The organism is Stenotrophomonas sp. ISL-67 (genome assembly GCF_018612915.1).
Lineage (GTDB): Bacteria > Pseudomonadota > Gammaproteobacteria > Xanthomonadales > Xanthomonadaceae > Stenotrophomonas.
The window spans coordinates 152,952-176,033 of sequence record NZ_JAGGRL010000002.1; the positions used below are offsets into that span (position 1 = coordinate 152,952).

18 protein-coding genes and 1 riboswitch are annotated in these 23,082 nt (G+C 66.7%); of the genes, 7 read left to right on the forward strand and 11 right to left on the reverse strand.

Annotated features, from left to right (window positions below):
• Window positions 1–36: 36 nt before the first annotated feature.
• From J7J08_RS04325 to J7J08_RS04340, 4 genes are read right to left on the reverse strand one after another with little or no spacing between them, the layout of a single operon-like run.
• Window positions 37–705, reverse strand: coding sequence for a glutamine cyclotransferase (locus J7J08_RS04325; protein ID WP_214901829.1), 669 nt, complete (start codon window positions 703–705; stop codon window positions 37–39).
• Window positions 706–749: 44 nt separating this feature from the next.
• Window positions 750–1,973: a helix-turn-helix domain-containing protein gene (locus tag J7J08_RS04330; protein WP_214901830.1), complete on the reverse strand. Its 1,224-nt coding sequence runs from the start codon at window positions 1,971–1,973 to the stop codon at window positions 750–752.
• Between the two features lie 9 nt (window positions 1,974–1,982).
• Window positions 1,983–2,489, reverse strand: coding sequence for a hypothetical protein (locus J7J08_RS04335; RefSeq protein ID WP_214901831.1), 507 nt, complete (start codon window positions 2,487–2,489; stop codon window positions 1,983–1,985).
• Window positions 2,490–2,521: 32 nt separating this feature from the next.
• On the reverse strand, window positions 2,522–3,046 hold the full coding sequence (locus J7J08_RS04340) for a hypothetical protein (RefSeq protein WP_214901832.1): 525 nt from the start codon (window positions 3,044–3,046) through the stop codon (window positions 2,522–2,524).
• Window positions 3,047–3,231: 185 nt separating this feature from the next.
• Between J7J08_RS04340 and ppa the strand changes: the two genes are divergently transcribed.
• Window positions 3,232–3,768: an inorganic diphosphatase gene (gene ppa, locus J7J08_RS04345; RefSeq protein ID WP_068853925.1), complete on the forward strand. Its 537-nt coding sequence runs from the start codon at window positions 3,232–3,234 to the stop codon at window positions 3,766–3,768.
• A 153-nt stretch (window positions 3,769–3,921) separates the two neighbouring features.
• Window positions 3,922–5,043, forward strand: a complete 1,122-nt coding sequence (locus J7J08_RS04350; protein WP_214901834.1) for an HDOD domain-containing protein — start codon at window positions 3,922–3,924, stop codon at window positions 5,041–5,043.
• Window positions 5,044–5,196: 153 nt separating this feature from the next.
• Here J7J08_RS04350 and J7J08_RS04355 read toward each other — a convergent pair whose 3' ends face one another.
• From J7J08_RS04355 to thiC, 5 genes are all read right to left on the reverse strand, one after another.
• Window positions 5,197–8,040, reverse strand: coding sequence for a TonB-dependent receptor (locus J7J08_RS04355; protein WP_214901836.1), 2,844 nt, complete (start codon window positions 8,038–8,040; stop codon window positions 5,197–5,199).
• Window positions 8,041–8,108: 68 nt separating this feature from the next.
• Window positions 8,109–8,990, reverse strand: coding sequence for a helix-turn-helix transcriptional regulator (locus J7J08_RS04360; RefSeq protein ID WP_214901838.1), 882 nt, complete (start codon window positions 8,988–8,990; stop codon window positions 8,109–8,111).
• A 123-nt stretch (window positions 8,991–9,113) separates the two neighbouring features.
• Window positions 9,114–11,420 carry a winged helix-turn-helix domain-containing protein gene (locus J7J08_RS04365; protein WP_214901840.1) on the reverse strand — a complete coding sequence of 769 codons (2,307 nt, stop codon included), beginning with the start codon at window positions 11,418–11,420 and terminating at the stop codon, window positions 9,114–9,116.
• A gap of 271 nt (window positions 11,421–11,691) precedes the next feature.
• Window positions 11,692–12,369 (reverse strand): ion channel, encoded by a 678-nt coding sequence (locus J7J08_RS04370; RefSeq protein ID WP_214901842.1) that lies wholly within the window; start codon window positions 12,367–12,369, stop codon window positions 11,692–11,694.
• Window positions 12,370–12,455: 86 nt separating this feature from the next.
• On the reverse strand, window positions 12,456–14,333 hold the full coding sequence (gene thiC, locus J7J08_RS04375; protein WP_214901846.1) for a phosphomethylpyrimidine synthase ThiC: 1,878 nt from the start codon (window positions 14,331–14,333) through the stop codon (window positions 12,456–12,458).
• A gap of 115 nt (window positions 14,334–14,448) precedes the next feature.
• Window positions 14,449–14,550, reverse strand: a riboswitch (TPP riboswitch).
• A gap of 122 nt (window positions 14,551–14,672) precedes the next feature.
• On the opposite strand from thiC, the gene J7J08_RS04380 reads away from it, so the two are divergent.
• Window positions 14,673–16,244: a BCCT family transporter gene (locus tag J7J08_RS04380; protein WP_214901849.1), complete on the forward strand. Its 1,572-nt coding sequence runs from the start codon at window positions 14,673–14,675 to the stop codon at window positions 16,242–16,244.
• A gap of 316 nt (window positions 16,245–16,560) precedes the next feature.
• On the opposite strand, the gene ggt is transcribed toward J7J08_RS04380, so the two are convergent.
• Both ggt and J7J08_RS04390 read right to left on the reverse strand, forming a co-directional pair.
• The gene (ggt, locus tag J7J08_RS04385) at window positions 16,561–18,222 is read right to left on the reverse strand and encodes a gamma-glutamyltransferase (RefSeq protein ID WP_251006435.1); all 1,662 of its coding nucleotides are present in this window, start codon (window positions 18,220–18,222) and stop codon (window positions 16,561–16,563) included.
• Window positions 18,223–18,352: 130 nt separating this feature from the next.
• Window positions 18,353–18,697 carry a hypothetical protein gene (locus J7J08_RS04390; RefSeq protein WP_214901853.1) on the reverse strand — a complete coding sequence of 115 codons (345 nt, stop codon included), beginning with the start codon at window positions 18,695–18,697 and terminating at the stop codon, window positions 18,353–18,355.
• Between the two features lie 74 nt (window positions 18,698–18,771).
• Here J7J08_RS04390 and ilvC point away from each other — a divergent pair, with 74 nt between their 5' ends.
• The 4 genes from ilvC (at window position 18,772) to J7J08_RS04410 (ending at window position 23,082) form a co-directional block, all read left to right on the forward strand.
• On the forward strand, window positions 18,772–19,746 hold the full coding sequence (ilvC, locus tag J7J08_RS04395; RefSeq protein WP_214901855.1) for a ketol-acid reductoisomerase: 975 nt from the start codon (window positions 18,772–18,774) through the stop codon (window positions 19,744–19,746).
• 38 nt (window positions 19,747–19,784) lie between these two features.
• Window positions 19,785–21,521 carry an acetolactate synthase 2 catalytic subunit gene (gene ilvG / locus J7J08_RS04400; protein WP_214901857.1) on the forward strand — a complete coding sequence of 579 codons (1,737 nt, stop codon included), beginning with the start codon at window positions 19,785–19,787 and terminating at the stop codon, window positions 21,519–21,521.
• Window positions 21,505–21,765, forward strand: a complete 261-nt coding sequence (locus J7J08_RS04405; RefSeq protein WP_214901859.1) for an ACT domain-containing protein — start codon at window positions 21,505–21,507, stop codon at window positions 21,763–21,765. Before ilvG ends, J7J08_RS04405 begins: the two co-directional genes overlap by 17 nt.
• A 219-nt stretch (window positions 21,766–21,984) precedes the next feature.
• Window positions 21,985–23,082 carry a threonine dehydratase gene (locus J7J08_RS04410; RefSeq protein ID WP_214901861.1) on the forward strand — a complete coding sequence of 366 codons (1,098 nt, stop codon included), beginning with the start codon at window positions 21,985–21,987 and terminating at the stop codon, window positions 23,080–23,082.

The following is a 23,082-nucleotide window of genomic DNA, read 5'->3' on the forward strand; positions in this document are numbered from 1 at the left end:
CTCGTAGCGCCGCGCCCTGCGTGGCTGCACCGCACGTCAAGCGTGCGGGCGACGCACCGCGCGGACCTTGCCGCTGCGCCCGCCACCGGCGTAGAACAACCCTGCACCGTCTGCCTCCAGCCCGCTGACATGCATGCCTGCGGGCATGCGCAACTGTTCCAGTACCTGCCCGCTGCCAGCATCCACACGGCGGATGTCGCTGCGTTCGCCATCGTCGGTGCCATGCCAGAGCTGGCCATCCACCCAGGTCACGCCGGTGACGAAGCGGTCCGATTCGATCGTGCGCAGCACCTTGCCCGTGGCTGGATCGACCTGGTGGATGCGGCGTTCGCGGTACTGCCCCACCCACAGGCTGCCCTCGGCCCAGGCCATGCCCGAATCGGTGCCGCCACCCGGCGCGGGAATCGAAGCCAGCACCTGGCCGGTGTGCGGGTCGATCTTGTCGATGCGTGCTTCGGCGATCTGGTACAGATGGGTGCCGTCGAATGCCGTGCCCGCATCGCAGGGCACGGCCAGCGTGCGAACCGGTTTGCCGCTGTCCGGTTCCAAGGCGAGCAGCGCCGTGCCGGTGGCGGCCCAGACATGCGTGCCATCGAAGCTGACGCCGTGGATGCAGTCGGCACCCTCGAACGGGCCGTATTCGCGCGCCACTTCGGCGTCGCGCACGCGCGGGGCAGTGGCAGGGCTCAGCGTTTCAATATTCATTGCAGCGTCTCCTGGCACATCGGAAGGGGTGCCTGCCAACCACCCTAGTCGCCCGGCAGCGAGGCGGGGAGTAACAAGATCGTCGTGAATCCGGACAGCGGTGCGGCCAGCCAGCGCTGCGTGCGCCCACGCCCGGTTGCACGCACCTGGCCGGTGCTTTCAAGCGACGCCAGCGCGCGCTGCACCGTGCGCTGGCTGGCGCCCAGCGCCAGGGCCAGGGCCGAGCTGGACCAGGCCGCCCCATCGCCCAACAGCGCAGCGACAGCGCCCGGCTCCCCCTCGATCGGTGGCATCAGTACCGCAACCTCGTTGCCGGGCGCTGCCACCAGCCGATAGCCGCCAGTGGTCGCTTCGACCTGAAGCAGCCCCTGCACCGCGACGCGGACACGCCCGATTTCCACGCGCAGCCGCGCGCGGTGGGTGTGGTCGCCATCACGTGTGCGGAATACATCGGCAATCAATACCTCGCGTTCGACATCCCCGGGCCACGCCTGCCCCAACGCACGCAGCAATGCGAACAGCAGCGGCCGCCGTGCCAGTGGCCGCCAGCGGCCGCCCACCCACACGCCGCGCCGGCAGCCGTCGACCACGCAGGCCGATGAGGCAAGCAGATGTTGCACTGAATGCAGATCCAGCAGGCGGTCAGCACTGTTGCGCGCGACCCGACGCGCTGCCGGCTGCGTGAGGTGGGTGCGTGCCTGCGCGACTTCCGCCTGCAATGTTGTGATGCCCGACGCCTGCGCGGCGGCGGTCGCCGCTTCCAGCGCTGCCGCTGCCTGCGGCACCTGCAGCGCACGTGCAGCCAAGGCGGCTTCGGTCAGGCCGGCCATGGCTGCCAGGGCCGGCGTCAGCACCTTCGACTGCAGCTGCGCCAAGGCCGCTTCGGCTTCCTTCCGCCGCCCAAGCAACAACCATCGGCGGGCCAGGATCAACCATGCCTGCAGCGCATTGTGGGGATCGGCACGGGCCTCGAGGGCACGGGCTGCGGCCAGCAGCGGCGCGGGGCTGCCAGCCAGATCACGCAGCGCCAGTCCTACTTCCGCCTCGGCGACGACACAGCGCGCCCGGGCCTGCACCTCGTCGGTACCGAAACCGCGCCAGGCCAGACGCAGCAGCTCCCGGCCCCGTTCCAGCTCGCCCAGCTGGGCCATGGCGACACCGCGCAGTGCCAGTGCCGGCGGATCACTGCGCAGGGCCACATGGCCCAACGCAGTCAGCACATCGCCTGCGGCGAGGGCACGAGCGGCGGCGGCAAGCAGGGAGTCCATGCGTGCAGGCTAGCGCAGGCAGTCTCCCAGCGCCTCGAACAGGGTCTCCCCCGTGCCGGGAAGACGCTGGAACAGCGGTTGCGGCCCCTCCATTGCCGCCAACAACGCCGCTACGGTGGTTCCGCCCCCGATCGGGAAATGGCACAGCCAGGTCGGTTGCTGCCGCTGCAGCGCCCCGGTCGCCGGATCGACCCGCAGCTCGCTGGCGGCAAATGCCCACCCGCAGACGTTGACCCTGCCAGTAGCCCGCTCGACCGAACAGCGCAGCTTCAACGGTTGGTAGTCGGTGTACTCACCTTCGCAGAAGGTGTCGGGACAGACGTCGTCGAACCCGGCTTCGAGGCGGTGGCGCAGGTCCCGGAACGCGGACCAGTTCGCCTGCGGCGTGGGGTAATCGACCAGGTCGACGTGCAAGGGCGGAACACCCGCTGCGGCGCGCGCCACCGAGGCAGGGAGCAGGAACAGCAGCGCGGCGGACAGCAGGGAACACCGGATCAGAAAGGGAATGACAGGCATGGTGGTTCTCCTCGGGTCAGGGCATCAGGGCATCAGGGCAGGCAGCGGCGCAGCACGTCGAACAGCGACTGCGACGAACCGGGCAGGTGGTTGAACAGGTAGCCGGAGCTGTCCGGCTGCAGCGTGGTCATGGCGGAGAGGAACGCCGCCACCGGCAATCCCGACGGCAACGGCACCGGGCAGTACCACTGGCTGAGCTCGGTGGTGATCGCTCCGTTGCCGGGGTGCACCCGACTCTGGCTGGCGACCACGGCAAACCGACAGGCCTGGATCTGGTCCTGGCGGGTATCGACCACGCAGTTCAGGCGCAGCGGGCGGTAGTTGTCGAACGCGCCGGCGCAGAAGGCATCGGGGCAGGCATCGGTGAATTCGCTGGCCAGCCACCGGTTCAGGTCCTGGTAGGCGGAGTCGTCAGCGGGCTCGCCGGGGTCGAGGCGCTCGGCCAGGTCAATGTAACGCGGCGGGCTGGCAGCGACCGGGCCGGCAACGGACAACGCCAACAGGATCAGGGTTGCCAAGGGCATCGACAGGTGGCGGGAAGGCAGGGAAAAGGTCATGGGCGGACTCCGTGAAGGGAGTTCCACCGTGCGCCTGCGCGCGCGCCGGCGGGATCAGGTGGGTGCGCAGGCGCAGGTCGGTGATCTCCACTGCGGCCGGTCGGATACCCCCCACCCTGCACGTTGGCCGGCAAAGGCATAAAATGGGAGGTCTTATCGCGCCATCCCCCCTCTCGGAGCACACCATGGGTCTGGAACTCGTCTCGCCCGGCAAGAACCCGCCGGAAGAAATCAACGTCATCATCGAGATCCCGAAGGACTCGGAGCCGGTCAAGTACGAAGTGGACAAGGAAACCGGCGCGATCTTCGTCGACCGCATCCTTTCCACCCCGATGCGCTACCCGTGCAACTACGGCTACGTGCCGAGCACCCTGTGCGGCGACGGCGATCCGGCCGACGTGCTGGTCGTGCTGCCGCTGCCGCTGGTGCCGGGCTCGGTGGTGCGCTGCCGTCCGGTGGGCGTGCTGAAGATGAGCGACGAGGCAGGCGGCGACGAGAAGATCCTGGCCGTGCCGATCTCCAAGGTGTTCAGCGGCTACGCGCACGTGGAAGACATCGAACAGGTGTCCAAGCACTGGCTGGAGCGCATCGGCCACTTCTTCGAGCACTACAAGGACCTGGAGAAGGGCAAGTGGGTCAAGCTCGACGGCTGGGGCGGCGCCGCTGAAGCCAAGCAGATCCTGGTGGAAGCGCACCAGCGCTACCTGTCCAGCAACAGCTGAGGCTGAATGACCACCGCTCCGGCGCCCAGCGGCGGAGCGATGGCCATCACGTTTTTACAATGAGGCCCATCACTGTTTGGGCCGAATTGGGTACATTGCGACTTCTACACCGTCCACGGTGCATTCCACCGTGGTCACCCAGGGGACTGTGTCGTGCGTATTCTGCTAGTTGGGGACGAAGCCAGCCTGTCGGCTGAGCTGTTGGAATTCATTGCCGATCTTGGGGAAGAGTGGCAGCCGTTGACGGCCGCCGATGGCCAGACGGCCATGAGCATCGTGGCGGCTTCGCCGGTCGATGCGGTCATTGCCTGCCCCACCCTGCCCGATCTGACCGCGACCACGCTGCTGGGCCAGATCCGGACGCTGCGCCCGGAGACGATCCGCATCGCGCTGGTCGAAGCGCCGCAGGGCAACCGGCCGCCGCCGGCCCGCCTGATCGGCGTGGCCCACCGTTTCCTGCCGTTGCCGCTGGCCCCCGAAGTGCTGCTGGAAGCGCTGACCAGCCTCGAAGAGCTGCGCGAACTGCTCGACAGCGAGCGCCTGCGCAGCGCCATTGGCCGCATCGAGAAGCTGCCCTCGCCGCCGCACCTGTACCTGAGCCTGACCCAGGCGCTGGAGCACGACGACGACACCGACACGGCCGACGTGGCCAAGCTGGTTTCGGCCGACCCGGCGATTGCAGCCAAGGTGCTGCAGTTGTCCAATTCGGCCTTCTTCAACAGCGGCCGGACCATTTCCGACCTGCGCAGCGCGGTGACGCGGCTGGGCCTGGCCACGCTGCGCGACCTGGTGCTGGCCAGCGAAGTGTTTTCGGCGTCGGCGTTGTCCGGTGCCGAGCGCAACGCGTTGCAGCAACGTGCGCTGATGGCGTCGCGGCTGGCCGCCAAGCTGCTGCCGGAATCGAGCGCCGAACTGGGCGCGACCGCCGCGCTGCTGGCCGATATCGGCCTGCTGCTGCCGGGCGTGCGCAACGAACGCAGCGAGCCGGCCAACGATGCCGACCCGCGCCCGGGCCACAGCGAAGCCGGTGCCTACCTGCTGGGCCTGTGGGGCCTGCCGATGCCGATCATCGAAGCGGTTGCGTTCCACCTGCAGCCGCAGCGTTCGAACACGCGCAGCTTCTGGGTGACGGGCGCGGTGCACGTGGCGCTGGCGCTGGTCAACGGCGACCCGGTGGACGAGGAATACCTGCAGCGTGCAGGCGTGCTGGCCAAGCTGCCGCAGTGGCGCGACCACGCCAATGGTTTGATGGGGTTGGCTGCGGCTGACGCCTGATTCCTTTTTACGGAAAGTCAAAAGCCGGCCAACGGCCGGCGCTACCGAAAAAGCCGACCTGCAAGGTCGGCTTTTTTTCTTTGCCCGAAGGGCAAAGAAGAAGGGCGGGCCTTGCGGCCCGCCCTTCTCTTATCGCACCAGCGTTCCGATGGATCAGAAGCGCTGGGTGTACTTCATGTACAGCATGCGACCGATATCGAAGCCACCGTAGTAGGCGAAGCTCGAATTCGGTGCCGAGTACATCAGCGGGCCCTTGTGGTCGAACACGTTGTTCGCGCCCAGGGCGATGGTGGCATCCCACGGTGCCTTCCAGCTGACCTGCAGGTCATGGAAGGTGTTGGAGCCGGTCTTGCGCAGCGGAGCCGCTTCGCCGTTGGCGTAACGGTCCGGATCGGTGCAGCCGATGGAGATGCAGTCTTCGTTCATGCCCGAGTAGTAACGCGCGGTGTAGTTGACACCGAAGTCACCCAGCGCCCAGTTGACGTTCAGGTTCGAACGCACGCGGAACAGGGCATCCTGCGCCACGAGGCCGATCATGATGTCGTTGCCTGCAGCGTTCTGTGCCGACTCGTCGTACTTGGCCAGGTAGCTGGTCTGCCAGTCGATGTTGAACTGACCGATGCCCAGTTCCGGCAGGCGGTACTTGATGCCCAGATCGTAACCTTCGGTTTCCATGCTGCCCAGGTTGGCAGTGCCGTAGGTCAGCGCGCTGATGTGGCCGTCGGCGGCGCGGACGATGCCGTCGCAACGCGACGAGTCACCCAGCACGTAGCAGTCACGCAGGATGCGATCAACGCTGTCAGCGATGATCATGTCCTTGATCTCGTAACGGTACCAATCCAGCGAGACGTCCAGACCCTGCACCCAGCGCGGGCTCCAGACCAGACCGACGGTCTTGCTCTTGGAGGTTTCCGGCGAGAGGTTCGGGTTGGCACCCGAGACGAACTGGTCGCCCGACTGGCACGGCAGGGTGCCGCATACTTCACCGGCCTGGCCCAGCTGTACGTAGTCAGCCGGAACACCTGCGGCCGAGCACGGGCCGTTGCCGGCGACGCTGCCCGGTGCGGTGGTGCCGCACGGATCGATGTAACGCTCGAAGCTGGAGCTCAGGCCGCCATACAGGTCGGCGATGGTCGGAGCGCGGAAGCCCTCGGCGTAGGTGCCGCGGACCAGCAGCTCGTCCATCGGACGCCAGGTGATGCCGAACTTGCTGTTGGTGGTGCCACCGAAGTTGCTGTAGTCCGAATAACGGCTGGCAACGTTCAGGGTCAGTTCCTTGGCGTAGGCCATGTCGGCCAGGATCGGCACGTTCAGTTCGAGGTAGACCTCGTTCAGATCGTACTCACCCTGGGTCGGCTTCTGGCCCAGGCCGGTGGACATGCCCGACTGCGCGAAGGCGTCCGGCACGTAGCTGCCTTCTTCCTTGCGGTGCTCCACGCCCACGGCGAAGCCGAGGTCGCCGGCCGGCAGGCTCACGATGGAACCGGACAGGTTGGCGGTGAAGCTGGTGGTCTTGGTCACACCACGGGTGGTGTAGGTCGGGAACAGGAAGTCCTGCAGCTCCGGATCCGCCAGCGAACCCTGGCCTGCCACGCCGTACGGCAGCAGCGGGTTCCACGGACGGCAGTCGCCGAGCGCGACCGGCTTGGCAGCGGTACCGCACTGTGCCACGCCCTGCGCGTTGATGAAGGACGAACCCAGGGCCTGCTCGGAACCGATCAGGCTCATGTCGCCGCGCTGGGTCTTGATCGACTCATTGCGGTTCCACAGCGCGCCGACGTCCCAATCGAAGGACTTGCCGGCCAGCTCGAAGTAGCCGCTGACGGTCGGGGCGAAGCGCAGGGTCTTCAGCTGGCTGTCGGTGGTGCGCGGCACTTCCCACAGGCGGCGACGGAAGTCGACGCTCTGGCCAACCGGGTTGAAGGCGCTGTCGGCGGCAAGCGGGGTTTCGAACGAGGTCGACTGGTACGGGTAACCGGCGATCTGCTGGAACGTGTTGCGCTCGTTGTAGAGCACATCGGTGTTCAGGCTGATGGTGTCGGTGAAGTCGTAGGTACCGTTGACGTACAGCGACTTGCGCTCAACGCCAGTCAGCACGCTCATCTGCTCGTTGGAGTTGGCGAACTCGGCACCGGTGAGCTGGTGGTAGTCGTTCGGGTCGTTCGGGTTGCCACCGGGGTTCAGCGTCTTCCACACTGCTGCGTCGGTGTCGGTGCAGTCGACCTGCAGCGGGTTGCACCAGCTGCCATTCTGGCTGACGGCGCTCCAGTCGGCGGTGGTGGAGTTCGGACCCTTGCCGCCATCGCGGCTGTACCAGCGGTCCTTGGCCCACACCGGATCCTGCTTGGCGTATTCGGCCGACAGGGTCAGGCTGCCACGCTCACCGGTAGCACCCAGGGTCATGGAGTACTGCTCGTTCTGGCCGTCGCCCTGGTCGTACTGGCCGAAGTAGACGTTGGCTTCGCCGCCGTCGAAGTTCTTGCGGGTGATCACGTTGACCACGCCGGCAATGGCGTCGGAACCGTAGATGGACGATGCGCCGTCCTTCAGGATCTCGATGCGCTCAACGGCCGACATCGGGATCTGGCTCAGGTCCTGCAGGCCCGAGGTGGTGGCGCCCAGGCGCTTGCCGTTCATCAGGACCAGGGTGCGCTGTGCGCCCAGGTTGCGGATGTCGACGTAGGAACCGCCCACGTCTTCGCCCGAGGACAGCGAATCCGAACGCGAGATGGCCGGCGAACCGGCCGAGGTCAGGTTGTTCAGCACGTCGGCGACGCTCGAGAAGCCCTGCTTTTCCAGGGATTCGCGGGTCATCGTCAGGATCGGCTGCTGGGTCTCCATGTTGGCGCCGCGAATACGCGAGCCGGTGACCGAGATGCGATCGAGGTCAGTGGTGCCGGAGGCTGCTTCCTGTGCCGAAGCGAAGCTCGGCACGAGCGCCAGCGCAATGCCGGCAGGCAGAAGACCCAGCCGCACTGCGGGAGTACGAAAATTCATCAATCTCTCCAAGGTACGTTAGTAGCGTGTTAAACCGCCTCGGAAAGTTACGATTGCGTTACCGTTAATTATTTGCGCGATGCAACCGTACTCTTTGCCGACTTTGGCGAAAGCGATCCGCCGGTCTGCCGATAGCCCGACGCCGACTGGCCATAACGGGCGCGGAACGCACGCGCGAAGCTGCAGCAGTTGTCGAAGCCGCTGGCTGCAGCCACTTCGCCGATCATCATGTCGGTGTCGCGCAACAGGTCCGCCGCGCGCTCCAGGCGCAGGCGCGCCGACAGCGACTGCGGGCTCTCTTCGTAGAGACTCTGGAAGGTCTTGGACAGGTACCAGCTGGAGAAGTTGGTCAGCTCGGCCAGTTCGCCGATGCGCACCACCCGGTGGCTGTTGCCTTCCAGGTACAGGCGCGCGCGCTGCATGCGGCCGAACACCTGGCGCTTGCGGATGCGCGAACGGCCCGGGCAACGCTGCACGCCGGTGGCCATGCCACGCTGCATCGACGCCAGGTGCAGCAACACCGGGCGCAGGGCCTGGGCGGGCGGGCCGCTGGCCAGCGCATCGCGCCACAGGCGCAGCGCCACGCGCACTTCGCCGCGCGTCATGCTGCCGCGCCCGGCGTACAGGCTGCAGTCGGCCAGCTCGCCCAGCGCGCGCAGGGCCTCGGGTGCCAGGCTCAGGCCGATGCACAGGCCATCGCGCCCCGCCTGGATCATCGGCCTGGATTCCTTCTCGAATGCGATCCACTCGCGCTGGCGCAGGCGGAAGCGGCCTTCCTTTGATTCCACCCACGCGCTGCCGCGCAATTGCATCCACACGGTGAAGGTGGTGCCCGCGGTCTGCAGGCTGCCCAGCCGGGCCACGCCCAGGCAGGTCGGCAGCAGACCGTCGTCGACGATCTTGTCCAGGGAGAGCGATTGGCCGCGATCGGCGAGGGAAAGCTGACGCATGACGTACACCGGGGTTTGCCGTTACGGGGCACCCGTTTTGCCAAATCAGGCGGTCTGCATCAGGACGATTCGACGAGATTGATCCGAATTCGTCACGACGCCATCACGAAAGAAGTACGACGACTACTTTCCTTTCCAGAACAACAGGTTGGGCACCGACGAGAACACCGCGCGCGGCGGTTCGGGCAATGTCATCACCCCGATGTCGGCGCCATCGACGACCGCCAGGGCCAGGTACAGGGCGCTACCGTCGGGTTGCGCACTGAAGCCGTTGCCGGCGCTGAGCCGGTCGGTGTCCAGGCAGTACTCCGCGCCCTGCGAGGGGCGGTTGATCCGGGCGAACACGGTGGAGCAATCGGCGCGGCTGGACAGGTAATCCAGGCTGCCATCGCGGCCCACGGCCCAGGTGCGATAGCGCCAGCGCGACGGACGGTCCTCGCTGACCTGCTGGATGCTGGCCGGGTCCAGTTGCAGATCGGCCGACCACAGCCCGCCTGCCGCCAGGCGGGTAAACAATACGCGCTGGTGGGCCGGGTCCAACCGTGCCTGGGACACCCCATCGACGTGGCCCAGCAGCTTCCAGGGCGTGCTGCGGCGGTCGAACAACGATAGACGCATGCGCTCGTCGTGATCGCGCTCCACCACCAGCACGTGGTCGCTGTCACCGGCATACAACGCCTGCAGCGGCTGCGCCACGGGAACCGGAAGCGCCACGATCTGTTCATCGCGCGGCGATACTTCGTAGATCACCGGCCGCGCCTGCGCGTCACGCCCCGACACCAGCAGGCGCGTACTGTCTGGCGACCAATCGGCGGACTGCCGGGTCTCCGGGCGCAGGCCTTCTACCGGGCGCAGCGAGTCGGGGCGCGTCAGATCGGCCCACCACAGGCCGTAGTTGCCGGAACGATCGGACGTGAACACCAGCTGCTGGCCATCCGGCGCCAGCATCGGTTGGCCATCGCGGCCGTTGGAGGGGAACAGGCGTTCGGGCGTACCGGGGCGCCCGTCCTTCACCGGAACGCGGAACAACCCGAACTGCGCTTTGCGGTGCACGAAGGCCAGCGTGTTGTTGTTGCGCGACAACGCCGGCGACTGCGCATCGTCAAGGCCCACGTCGCGCAGCGTGCGCGTTTCGGTATCCAGTTCGTACAGGCGGGCTTCGCTGTCCACGCGCCGCCCGAACACGATGTGCCGGCTGTCGCCGCGCCACGCCCAGCCACGGATCTCGGCCGAATCGTTGGTGAGCTGTTCGGGTTGGCCGCCAGCGGCGGGCAACCGCCACAGGTCACCGATCTGCGGGTTGCGCACGAACACGATCCAGCGGCCGTCCGGCGAAAAGCGCGGCGCGTAGTCGAAGCTGTCGTCTGCCATCGGGTAATCGATCGGGGTCCAGCTGCCGTTGGCGAGGTCGAGCACGCGGATGCCGCGATGGGCATGGCGGCCGGACAGCGAGCCAAACACCAGGCCACGCCCATTGGGCGTCCAGTCGAAGCTGAGCAGTTCGGTGCCGTCGCAGCGCGTGACGTGGCGGATCGCCCCGCCCGTTGCGCTGGCGATCAGCACCTCGCAGCTGCCCGCCGGGCCGAACCGTGCAAACGCGATATCGCGGCCGTTCGGCGACCAGTTCGGGAAGCGGTCTGAATGTCCCGCAGGCCTGTCGGTCAGCAGGCGCGCCGGCGCGTTGCCGGAGGTCTGCACCTTGATTGCGCTGCCGCCACCGGCGGCGTCATCGGCCTCATAGGCCACCTGCGAGCCATCCGGCGATACGGTCGGGTAGGTCTCGAAGCCGGCCGTGGCGGTGATCAGACGATAGGGACGCTGTGGGCTGCCGACCACGCGGCTGCCATCGTCCAGCACACCACTGCCTTCGGCCCCGCGCGGCGGGCGCTGCAGCAGCAGCGCGGCCATCACCATCAGGGCAATGAACATGCCCAGGCCGATGGCCAGCAACACGTAGCGCCGATTACGCCGCCAGCGGCTGCGCGGGCGCGGTACCGGCGTTGCCGCCGCGAACACGGCGGAAAGCGCATCACGTTCATCATCGTTGGGTGCTGCATCGACGTCCGCGCCGGATTCCACCAGCACCGAGACAGGCTGCAGCAGCCGGTATCCGGTCTTGGCAATGGTTTCGATATAGGCGGTGCCCGCGTCATCATCGCGCGAGAACGCCTTGCGCAGCTGGGTGATGGCCTGGGTCAGTACGTCGTTGGTGGGCAACGTGTCCGGCCAGACCTCGGCGAACAGTTCGTCACGGGTCACCACCGCACCCGGTACGCGCACGAGCACCTTGAGCACACCCAATGCCTTGGGCGTGAGCCGGCGCGGACGACGCGCGCCCTCCACCACCACCTCACGCGATGACAGCGTGATGGTGCATTCACCGATCCGGAGGCGGTCGGCAGCGGGTGTCTCACTATCCAGGCTGATCATTCCGGCGCTACGTAATACAACTGAACAACAGGAACGCAGCATTCATCGAATCAACCACAGATCGAACGAACCGCCAGATTCCGCACACGTCATCAGCGCAAAGGGCAAAAACACTGAAGCGCGCGAATATTAGCCTATGCCGGTTAACTGCGCCTGTGCGCGCAGAGGACACCAGGCCTCTCTCGCCGACGAATCCATATAAATTGCGTCAATATTCGCGCCTTCTGGCGCGAATTTTTTATGCGCGATTCAGCATTTTTTTATCGATGATTCAGTTTCGCGCGTTGCGGATCATGGTCAATCCGACCAGTCGCGACACCACCAACGCTACGTACATCACGCCTGCGAACTGTTCCAGCATCACCAGCGCCCGAGCCTGCGGGTGCACCGGCACCACGTCGCTCAAGCCGACCCCGGACAACAAACTGAAGCTCAGATAAAGCAGCTCCATCCACGTGCGCAGTTCGCTCTCGCTGGTGGCCACGAAACTGCCCGGGTACCACTGTTGGCAGACCGCGAACGCGAAAGCGAACGCCCAGGCCAGCAGGGTGAAGGTGGCGCCCGCGGCGAACAGTTCGTCGCGGGTGACCTTGTGGTCCTGCAGCATGTAGGCGATCAGGCTGCCGGCGGTGTAGAAGTACAGCAGGCACTCCAGCAACTGGGCCGTGGTGGCCAGGGCCGGCCGCCCCAGCAGCGCGCCGCTGATGGAGAACACCACTGCGGGGATGGCCAGCAGCAGCGCCACCCACGTCCCCAGCGGGCTGCGCCGCACCACCCACAGCGCGAGGCCAAGCACGGCAATGCCGAATGCCCCGAACAGGGCGCGGCTGGCGCCGGCCTCGTCCATCGCCGGGTACAGCAGCACGCCCAGCAGCTGCACGCCCAGCAGCCACGCCGAGGGATGACGGCGGGCGATGGCCAGCCATTTGGTGGTGCGTGCTATCGCCATCGTCCGAGCCCCTGCCCCTGTGTCGTTGGCGGGAGCTTACCGGCTGCGGTGCCGAGGCTGCATGATGGCCATGCTGCCCCCCCTGCTTATTCCTGCCGGTACACCTGGGCTCCCTGCGCGCGGAACGCTGTCGACTTCTCGGCCATGCCCGCCGCCAGCGCCTCCTGCTCGTCCAGGCCCTGCCCGGCCGCGTAGTCGCGCACGTCCTGGGTGATCTTCATCGAACAGAAGTGCGGCCCGCACATAGAACAGAAGTGGGCCAGCTTGTGCGCGTCCTTGGGCAGGGTCTCGTCGTGGAAGTCACGGGCCTTTTCCGGATCCAGGCCCAGGTGGAACTGGTCTTCCCAGCGGAACTCGAAGCGCGCCTTGCTCAGCGCGTTGTCGCGCACCTGCGCGCCCGGGTGGCCCTTGGCCAGGTCGGCGGCGTGGGCGGCGATGCGGTAGGCCATGATGCCGTCACGCACGTCCTGGCGGTTGGGCAGGCCCAGGTGTTCCTTGGGCGTCACGTAGCAGAGCATGGCGGCGCCGTACCAGCCGATCATGGCCGCGCCGATTGCACTGGTGATGTGGTCGTAGCCCGGCGCGATGTCGGTGGTGAGCGGCCCCAGCGTATAGAACGGCGCCTCGCCGCATTCGCGCAGCTGCTTGTCCATGTTCTCCTTGATCAGCTGCATCGGCACGTGGCCGGGGCCTTCGATCATGGTCTGCACGTCGTGCTTCCAGGCGACCTTGGTCAGTTCGCCCAACGCTTCGAGTTCGCCGAACTGCGCGGCGTCGTTGGCATCGGCGATACAGCCGGGGCGCAGGCCGTCGCCCAGCGAGAAGGTCACGTCATAGGCCTTCATGATCTCGCAGATATCCTCGAAGTGCGTGTAGAGGAAGTTCTCTCGGTGATGGGCCAGGCACCACTTGGCCATGATCGAACCGCCGCGCGAGACGATGCCGGTGACCCGGCGCGCGGTGAGCGGCACGTGGCGCAGCAGCACGCCGGCATGGATGGTGAAGTAGTCCACGCCCTGCTCGGCCTGCTCGATGAGCGTGTCGCGGAAGATTTCCCAGCTCAGGTCTTCGGCGCGGCCATCGACTTTTTCCAGTGCCTGGTAGATCGGCACCGTGCCGATCGCCACCGGCGAATTGCGCAGGATCCATTCGCGGGTTTCATGGATGTGCTTGCCGGTGGACAGGTCCATTACCGTGTCGCCGCCCCAGCGGATCGCCCACACCAGCTTCTCCACTTCCTCGGCGATGCCGGAGGACACCGCGCTGTTGCCGATGTTGGCGTTGATCTTGGTCAGGAAGTTGCGGCCGATGATCATCGGCTCGCTTTCGGGGTGATTGATGTTGTTGGGCAGCACCGCACGTCCGCGCGCGATTTCCTCGCGCACGAACTCCGGGGTGATCGCGGCCTGGATGGAGGCACCGAACGACTGGCCCGGGTGCTGCATCAGCAACGCCTTGTCGCGGATCGCCGCCAGGCGCTGGTTTTCGCGGATCGCCACGAACTCCATTTCAGGGGTGATGATGCCGCGCCGGGCATAGTGCATCTGGGTGACGTTGGCACCCGCCAGCGCGCGGCGTGGCTGCAGGCGCGAGGGGAAGCGCACCGCATCCAGCCGTGCGTCGTTCTCGCGTGACCGGCCGAACGCCGAGCTCAGGTGCGGCAGCCATTCGGTGTCGCCGCGCTCGGCCACCCAGCCGGCACGCAGCGGCGGCAGGCCGGTGGCGAGGTCGATGCGGACATCGGGATCGGTATACGGGCCGGAAGTGTCATACACCGTCACCGGTGCGTTCTCTTCGCCGCCGAACAGCGTCGGAGTGCGGGTCAGCGCGATCTCGCGCATCGGCACCTGCAGGTCGCTGCGCGAGCCGGGCACGTGGATCTTGCGCGAGCCGGGAATCGGTCGGGTGACCGAGGCGGAGAGTTCCTGGGCCTGCTGCTGCAGGGCGGAAGGGTGTGCGTTCATCGTGGCATCGTCCTGGGTTCACGCCCGCACGGGGTGTGCGGAACGGGGACGAAGCGGCGGCGCACGGCAGTTGCGCGGCGCGGCTCGGGTCTGCATGGACCGGTTGGCGCGCTGCATCTGCTGTTGCGAAGCTTCCCTACGCCGGTATCAACCGGATCAGGTTCGATGGGACTGTCTCAACCGTGGCCCCAGGGCCGCGGTACCCCCGCTTCGGGGCGGATTAGACCACACTGGCGTGGCGTTGGACATGCTGCATCGCGAACGTGAACAGGGCGGTCATGCGGGCTTGGCTAGACTCCTGCCCAGCGACACTCCTGTTGCGTACGGAGACACGCCGACATGGTGTTCCGCATATCGATCACACTGGTCCTGCTGCTGGTGCTGGTCGCCGGCATCGCGCCGGCGCCGTTCAACGCCGTGGTCCAGACCGGCCTGGCGCACATCGTCCGCAGCGCCGGCTGGCTGTACCTGCTGGTGGTGTTCATTACGCTGTCGTTCCTATTGTACCTGGCGTTCGGCAGGCTGGGGTCGCTGCGCATCGGCGGCGAGGACGCCGAGCCGGACTTCTCCAATGCCAGCTGGATGTCAATGCTGTTCGCCGCCGGCATGGGCATCGGCCTGGTGTTCTGGGGCGCGGCGGAGCCGGTCTCGCATTTCGTCAAACCGCCGGAAGGGCTCGCCCCGCAGAGCATGGAAGCGGCGCGCGCGTCGATGCGTTATGTATTCTTCCACTGGGGCCTGCATCCTTGGGCGATCTACGCGCTGATCGGGCTGGCGATGGCCTGGTTCCAGTACAACCGCAATGGGCGCGGGCAGATCAGCGACCTGCTGCAGCCGCTCATCGGGCGTCACCATCGCGGCTGGATCGGGACGTTGGTGGATGTCGCCGCCGTGGTCGCCACGGCGATCGGTGTTGCGACCACGCTGGGCTTTGGCACCATCCAGATCGCGGCCGGGCTGGAACGGGTGTTCGGCATCCGCGATTCGGCGGGGCTGCAGCTGACCGTCATCGTGGTGGCCTTCGTGCTGTACATGGCCTCCACCACCAGCGGCGTGAACCGTGGCATCAAGTGGTTGTCCAACTTCAACCTGGGCCTGGCCGCACTGCTGCTGGCGCTGGTGCTGGTGCTGGGGCCGACCGGTTTCATCTTCGACACCTTCACCACCACCGTGGGTTCCTACCTCAACCAGTTGGTGACCATGAGCCTGCGCATGTCGCCATTCTCGGGCAGCACATGGGTGGCGGACTGGACGATCTTCTACTGGGCCTGGTGGATCGCGTGGGCGCCGTTCGTGGGCTCGTTCATCGCGCGCGTGTCGCGCGGGCGCAGCATCCGCGAGTTCGTGCTGGGAGTGGTGATCGCGCCGAGCATCCTGGGCTTCCTGTGGTTCTCGGTGTTCGGCGGCACGGCACTGTGGCAGCAGATCTTCGGCCACGTGGACCTGGTGCAGGCGCTGGGCAACGGTTACGAAACCGTGTTGTTCACGCTGTTCGACAGCATGCCGATGCCGATGGTGCTGTCGGTGATCGCGCTGGTGCTGTTGATCATCTTCTTCGTGACCTCGGCCGATTCGGCGGTGCTGGTGCTGGCCACCATGTCTACCGACCAGGCCGGCGACCCGCCCCTTTCGCGCAAGATCACCTGGGGGGTTGCGATCGCGCTGATCGCGGCCGCGCTGTTGCTGGCCGGCGGACTGGATGCGCTGCAGGGCATGATCACGATCGCTGCACTGCCGTTCGCGCTGCTGATGCTGGCGGTAATTTACTCGCTGTATCGCGTGCTGGACCTGGAGTACCAGCTGCAGCACCGGCGGGCCAAGCGCGCACGGCAGATGATGGATGCGTGGATCGAACGCGAGATTGCCGCGCAGGAAGAGACGCGGGATGAGGCGTCGCGCGCGGAGTCTTGATTGTTGCCGAGCGCTTGAAAGCAGCGTTTCAATTGCTAAGTGCAAGGGCGGCCGGCGGGCAGCCCCCATACATGGTCGTGAGGCGGACAGGAAAGTTGGTAGCGTCGGTCGCAAGACGACTGCCGGTAATGGCGATCGATTCTTTGACGCATGGAACCCAGACAAAGAGGCTTTGGGTGCTGCCAACGACGATCTCGATCCGGTTCCATGCGTCAAAGCGCCGATCACCACCATTGGCAGTCGTCTTGCGACCGACCCTACCGGCACGGCCGGACGCCGGCATGACGCACGCGCCACGCCGGTCATCGCCGGTCGGTCAGTACCCCGCCGCCTGGCCGTCCTTGCGGCTTTCAGAAGCGCCGTAGTACACCCCGGTTTCCGGATCGCGCATGATCGCCTGGTATCCGCCGTACGGACCATCGGCGAAGACCACGCGGTGGCCTTTGCGCATCAGTGCGCGCACCGTTTCGTACGGGTAGCCGGTTTCCAGGTTCACTTCGCCGCCGTCGCTCATCGCGGTGGCCTGGCCGGTCGGTTCGGTCGAACCTTCATGCTGGATGCGCGGCGCATCGCCCGCCTCCTGCAGGTTCATGCCGAAGTCCACCAGGTTCATCACGATCTGCGCATGGCCCTGTGGCTGCATTGCGCCGCCCATCACCCCGAAACTCATCCACGGCTTGCCGTCCTTGGTCACGAAGCCGGGAATGATGGTCTGGAATGGGCGCTTGCCCGGCGCGTAGCCATTGGGGTGGTCCTTGCGCAGCACGAACATCTCGCCGCGATCCTGCAGGATGAAGCCCAGTCCCGGCGGCGCCATGCCACTGCCCATGCCGCGGTAGTTGGACTGGATCAGCGACACCATCATCCCGTCTGCATCGGCCACCGTCATGTAGATCGTGTCGCCCTCTTCCAGCTGCTTCGGCGTGCCCGGTTGCACCTCACGCAGCGCCTTGTCCATTGAAATCAGCTTGCGGCGCTCGGCCGCGTATTCCTTCGACACCAGTTTGGCCACCGGCGCCGGCTGGAACGCCGGGTCGGTGTAGAAACGCGCACGGTCGGCGAAGGCCAGTTTCTTGGCTTCCACGAACAGGTGCACATGTTCCGGCGAGCCGAACGGAATCTTCGAGAAATCGTAACCCTCCAGCACGTTGAGGATCTGCAGCGCCGCGATGCCCTGGCTGTTCGGCGGCAGCTCCCACACGTCGTAGCCACGGTAGTTGCTGCTGACCGGATCTACCCATTCGCCATGGTGGCTGGCCATGTCGTCGTAGCTCAGGTAACCGCCATTGGCCTTGAAGTACGTCCCGATCGTGCGCGCGATGTCGCCCTTGTAGAACGCATCGCGTCCGCCCTGCGCGATCTGCTCCAGGGTACTGGCCAGGTTCGGGTTCTTCCACAGTTCACCCTTGCGCGGCGCGTGGCCGTTGATCGTGAACTGCTCCTTGAAGCCCGGGTATTGCGACAGCTTGGGCACCGAACGGTCCCAGTAGTAGGCGATCACTTCGGCCACCGGATGGCCCTCGCGTGCGTAGCGGATCGCCGGCGCCAGGTTGTCGGCCATCGGCTTGCGCCCGAAGCGGTCGTGCAGCGCGAACCACCCATCCACCGCGCCCGGCACCGACACCGGCAACGGGCCCGTGGCCGGGATGTCCTTCAGCCCCCGGCGCTGGAACTCGGCCAGGGTCAGCGACTTCGGCGAGCGGCCCGATCCGTTGTAGCCGTACAGCTTCTGCGTCTTCGGGTCCCACACGATCGCGAACAGGTCTCCGCCCACGCCGTTGCCGGTGGGCTCCATCAAGCCCAGCGCGGCGTTGGCGGCGATGGCCGCATCCACCGCCGAGCCGCCGCCCTTCATCACATCCAGCGCGATCTGGGTGGCCAGCGGCTGCGAGGTCGCCGCCATCGCGTGCGGCGCGATCACCTCCGAGCGGGTGGCGAAGCCATGCCCGGTGACCCGGTCGGCAGCAGAAGACAGCATCGGCAGGGCGCACAGCAGCGCGGTGGCCAGTACGGCACGGACAAGGGGTCGGGACACGGAATGGATTCCTGGAAGGGTGGCAAGCGCTTGATGGTGGCGGCTGGAGCCCAGTGCGCACATCCGACAATGGTCATGCACAGGTCCATCCACGACACTCCGATCCGCGCAGAAACCCCGCTTCAAAACTTGAACTGGCGTTCACCAGAACGCTTTCACGCGCAACCATCGTTACGTGGCGGGGCTGTGCGCTGGATTCAGCCGAAACCGTTGGAAAATGTCGAAACACGGTTGACAGCGGCAAAACCGCTGTGGTTTTCTCGATCACATGTTGCAGCGCCACACGCCCATTCGCGATTCCTTCCCGCCCACCGGTTCCGGTGCGGCCGCGGTCGCCTCGCTTCTTGTCCTCGTACTTATTACCCAACCAACAGGTGCGGGACGGACCGGCGTGTAAGTAGAACTGCCAGGTATCCATCAAAACCCGCACCCACCCTGGTGCGGGTTTTTTCGTTTCAGAACCCTCCGCTTTCCCTCCAAAGGACCTCCCCCATGAGCACCAACGACCTGCCCCAGATCAAGATCGCTGTTGTCGGCTACGGCAGCCAGGGCCGCGCCCACGCCCTCAACCTGCGTGAATCCGGCTTCGACGTGGTCATCGGCCTGCGTCCGGGTGGCCCGACCGAGGTCAAGGCACAGGCCGACGGCTTCACCGTCAAGGCGCCCGCCGAGGCCGTGAAGGACGCCGACCTGGTTGCCGTGCTGACCCCGGACATGGTGCAGAAGAAGCTCTACGAAGACGTGCTGGCGCCGAACATGAAACAGGGCGCGGTGCTGCTGTTCGCCCACGGGTTGAACGTGCACTTCAACATGATCGCCCCGCGCGATGACCTGGACGTGGTGCTGGTCGCGCCGAAGGGCCCGGGCGCGCTGGTCCGCCGCGAATATGAAATCGGCCGTGGCGTGCCGTGCATCTGGGCGGTCTACCAGGACCGCAGCGGCAAGGCCGCCGAGTACGCGCTGGCCTACGCCGCCGGCCTGGGCGGGGCGCGCGCCAACCTGATCCAGACCACGTTCAAGGAAGAAACCGAGACCGACCTGTTCGGTGAGCAGGCGGTGCTGTGCGGCGGCGCCTCGGCACTGGTCCAGGCCGGTTTCGAAACGCTGGTGGAAGCCGGCTACCAGCCGGAAATCGCCTATTACGAAGTGCTGCACGAACTGAAGCTGATCGTGGACCTGTTCTACGAAGGCGGCATCACCCGCATGCTGGAGTTCATCTCCGAAACCGCGCAGTACGGCGATTACGTGAGCGGCCCGCGGGTGATCGACGCCGGCACCAAGGAGCGCATGAAGGCGGTGCTGGCCGACATCCAGGACGGCACGTTCACCAAGAACTGGGTGGCCGAATACGAAGCGGGCCTGCCGAACTACAACAGGTTCAAGCAGGCCGACCTGGAACACCCGATCGAGAAGGTAGGCAAGGAACTGCGCGCCAAGATGGTCTGGTTGCAAGGTCAAGCCGCGTAACCGCGCGGCTCCCCCACCGCTTTGTCAAAGGTCACCGCATGAACACCTCCGCACACAGCACCGCGCCCCGCAACGGCGCACGCTGGTTGACGCAGGCCCTGGAAGCCGAGGGCGTCGATACGCTGTTCGGCTATCCGGGCGGCACCATCATGCCCTTCTACGACGCCCTGGTGGATTCGGGGCTCAAGCACATCCTGGTGCGCCACGAACAGGGCGCCGCATTGGCCGCCAACGGCTATGCCCGCGCCAGCGGACGGGTGGGTGTTTGCGTAGCCACCTCCGGCCCGGGCGCCTCCAACCTGGTCACCGGCATCGCCGATGCGATGCTGGATTCGGTGCCGATGGTCTGCATCACCGGCCAGGTCGCCACGCCGCTGCTGGGCACCGACGCGTTCCAGGAACTGGACGTGTTCGGGCTGACCCTGCCGATCGTCAAGCACAGCTGGCTGGTGCGCTCGGTCGACGATCTGCCGCGCGTGGTCCGCGAAGCCTTCCGGATCGCGCGCGAAGGCCGCCCCGGCCCGGTGCTGATCGACCTGCCCAAGGATGTGCAGGTCGCCGACGCCAACCACCTGCCGGTGCATGTGCCGGAGACGGTCAACCCGCCGGTTGCCCCGGCTGACGCGGCCCTGGCCGACGCCATCGCCGCGATCCAGGCCGCTGAAAAGCCGGTGGTCTACGCCGGTGGCGGCGTGGCCCTGGGCGATGCGGTGGAAGACTTCCGCGCCTTCGTCGACGCCACCGCCATTCCCACCGTACTGACCCTGCGTGGCCTGGGTGGGTTGCCGGCACAGCACCCGCACTACCTGGGCATGCTGGGCATGCACGGCACCCGCGCGGCGAACATGGCCGTGCAGGAAAGCGACCTGCTGGTGGTGGTCGGCGCACGTTTCGACGACCGCGCCACCGGCAAGTTGAACGAATTCGCGCCGTTCGCCCGCGTCATCCACATCGACGCCGATGCCTATGAGATCTCCAAGCTGCGTACCGCCGATGTGGCGGTGCCGGGCAATGTCGGCGCCGCACTGCGTGCGCTGACCGCGGCCGTGGCCGGCGCACCCGCGTCGCAGGAAGCATGGCGCAGGCGCTGTGCCGGGCACCGCGAGCGTTTTGCCGCCCGCTACGACGCACCGGGCGCGCATATCTACGCCCCGGCGCTGTTGAAACGCCTGAGCGAAGTGGCTCCGGCCGACGCGATCATTGCCTGCGATGTCGGCCAGCACCAGATGTGGGTAGCCCAACACTGCCGCTTCAACCACCCGCGCAACCACCTGACCAGCGGTGCACTGGGCACCATGGGCTTCGGCCTGCCGGCGGCGATGGGCGCGCAGTTCGCCTGCCCCGACCGCACCGTGGTACTGGTCTCCGGCGACGGCAGCTTCATGATGAACGTGCAGGAGCTGGCCACCATCGCCCGCTGCCGCCTGCCGGTGAAGATCGTGCTGCTGGACAACAGCTCGCTGGGCATGGTCCGACAGTGGCAGGAACTGTTCTTCGCCGAGCGTTACAGCGAGATCGACCTGTCCGACAACCCGGACTTCGCTGCACTGGCCAAGGTGTTCGGCATTCCGGCTACCCGCATCGACGCCCGCGACGACGTTGAAGGCGGCCTGGCCGCGCTGCTGGCCGAACCCGGCCCGGCGCTGCTGCACGTGGCCATCGACGCGCGTGCCAACGTGTGGCCGCTGGTGCCGCCCAACAATGCCAACAGCACCATGCTGGAAAGCAACCCTGCCCATCAGCCCCAGGAGTTCCCCCATGCAATACCGGCTTGACCTGGTGCTGGTTCCGGCCGAAGGCGCGCTGCTGCGCGTGATCGGCATGGCCGAACGCCGTGGCTTTGCGCCGCGCGCGATCGTGGGTGCGCCGAATGCGGCCGACGACGGTCGCTGGCACCTGCAGCTGGTGGTGGACAGCACCCGTCCGCCGGAGACGCTGTGCCGCCAGATCGAAAAGATCTACGACTGTGTTTCGGTGCGCATCAGTGCGCTGGAACCGGGTAGTGGAGTCACTGTATGAACGCCCGCGCCGTGGTTTCGGTGCCGGTACGGAGGGGTCTTCTTCAAGGCCGGTCGCCGACATGCAGCCGCATGGGTCATTTCCGCGCAGCCACGCGTGAATCACGTTCCGTCCTTGCGGCGGGTTCCGCGCGCATGGCGATGCGTTCATCGCACAGGCGCCCGCTGGTCATGGGGCGCGGCGTGGCTCTACGGCCAACGGTCGTTCACCGGAGCGGTCATGCCGGCTAGCCGTGCCCCGCAGGAATCGGAGGTAGGCGATGTAAGTGTCGCCGACGTGCTGGCCGCGCAGGCGCGGCTGCGCCGGTTCCTGCCGCCCACGCCACTGCATTATGCGGAGCGGTTCGGCACCTGGCTGAAGCTGGAGAACCTGCAGCGCACCGGGTCGTACAAGGTGCGCGGTGCATTGAACGCGCTGCTGGCCGGTCGCGAGCGCGGCGATGACCGTCCGGTGATCTGCGCCTCGGCCGGCAACCACGCCCAGGGCGTGGCGTGGTCGGCCTACCGGCTGGATATCCCGGCCATCACCGTGATGCCGCACGGTGCCCCGGCGACCAAGATCGCCGGCGTCGCACATTGGGGCGCTACCGTGCGCCAGCATGGCACCAGTTATGACGAGGCGTACGCCTTCGCACGCGCCCTGGCTGACCAGCATGGCTACCGCTTCCTGTCGGCATTCGACGATCCGGACGTGATCGCCGGCCAGGGCACGCTGGGCATCGAGCTGGCCGCGCACGCACCAGACGTGGTGATCGTGCCGATCGGCGGCGGCGGGCTCGCCTCCGGCGTGGCGCTGGCACTCAAGTCGCAGGGCGTGCGCATCGTCGGCGCGCAGGTCGAGGGCGTGGATTCCATGGCCCGCGCGATCCGCGGCGATGTGCGCGAAATCGCGCCGGTGGCCACCCTGGCCGACGGCGTGAAAGTAAAGATTCCCGGCACGCTCACCCGCCGCCTGTGCAGCGCGCTGCTGGATGACGTGGTGATCGTGCGCGAAGCCGAGCTGCGTGAAACCCTGGTCCGGCTGGCGCTGGAGGAACACATCATCGCCGAAGGCGCCGGCGCGCTGGCGCTGGCCGCCGGCCGCCGCGTGGCCGGCAGGCGCAAGTGCGCGGTGGTATCTGGCGGCAACATCGACGCGATGGTGCTGGCGCAGCTGCTCTCCGACATCCGCCCGCGCCCGCCGCGCAAACCGCGCCGCCGCGCCAGCGAGCGAACACGGCCACCGCTACCGACCGTGCTCGCGCCACCCCCGAATTCCATCGCCCTTCCTTCCCCTGCCTTGCCATCCGACCTTGCCGTCGAGGAGACCTCCTGGTGA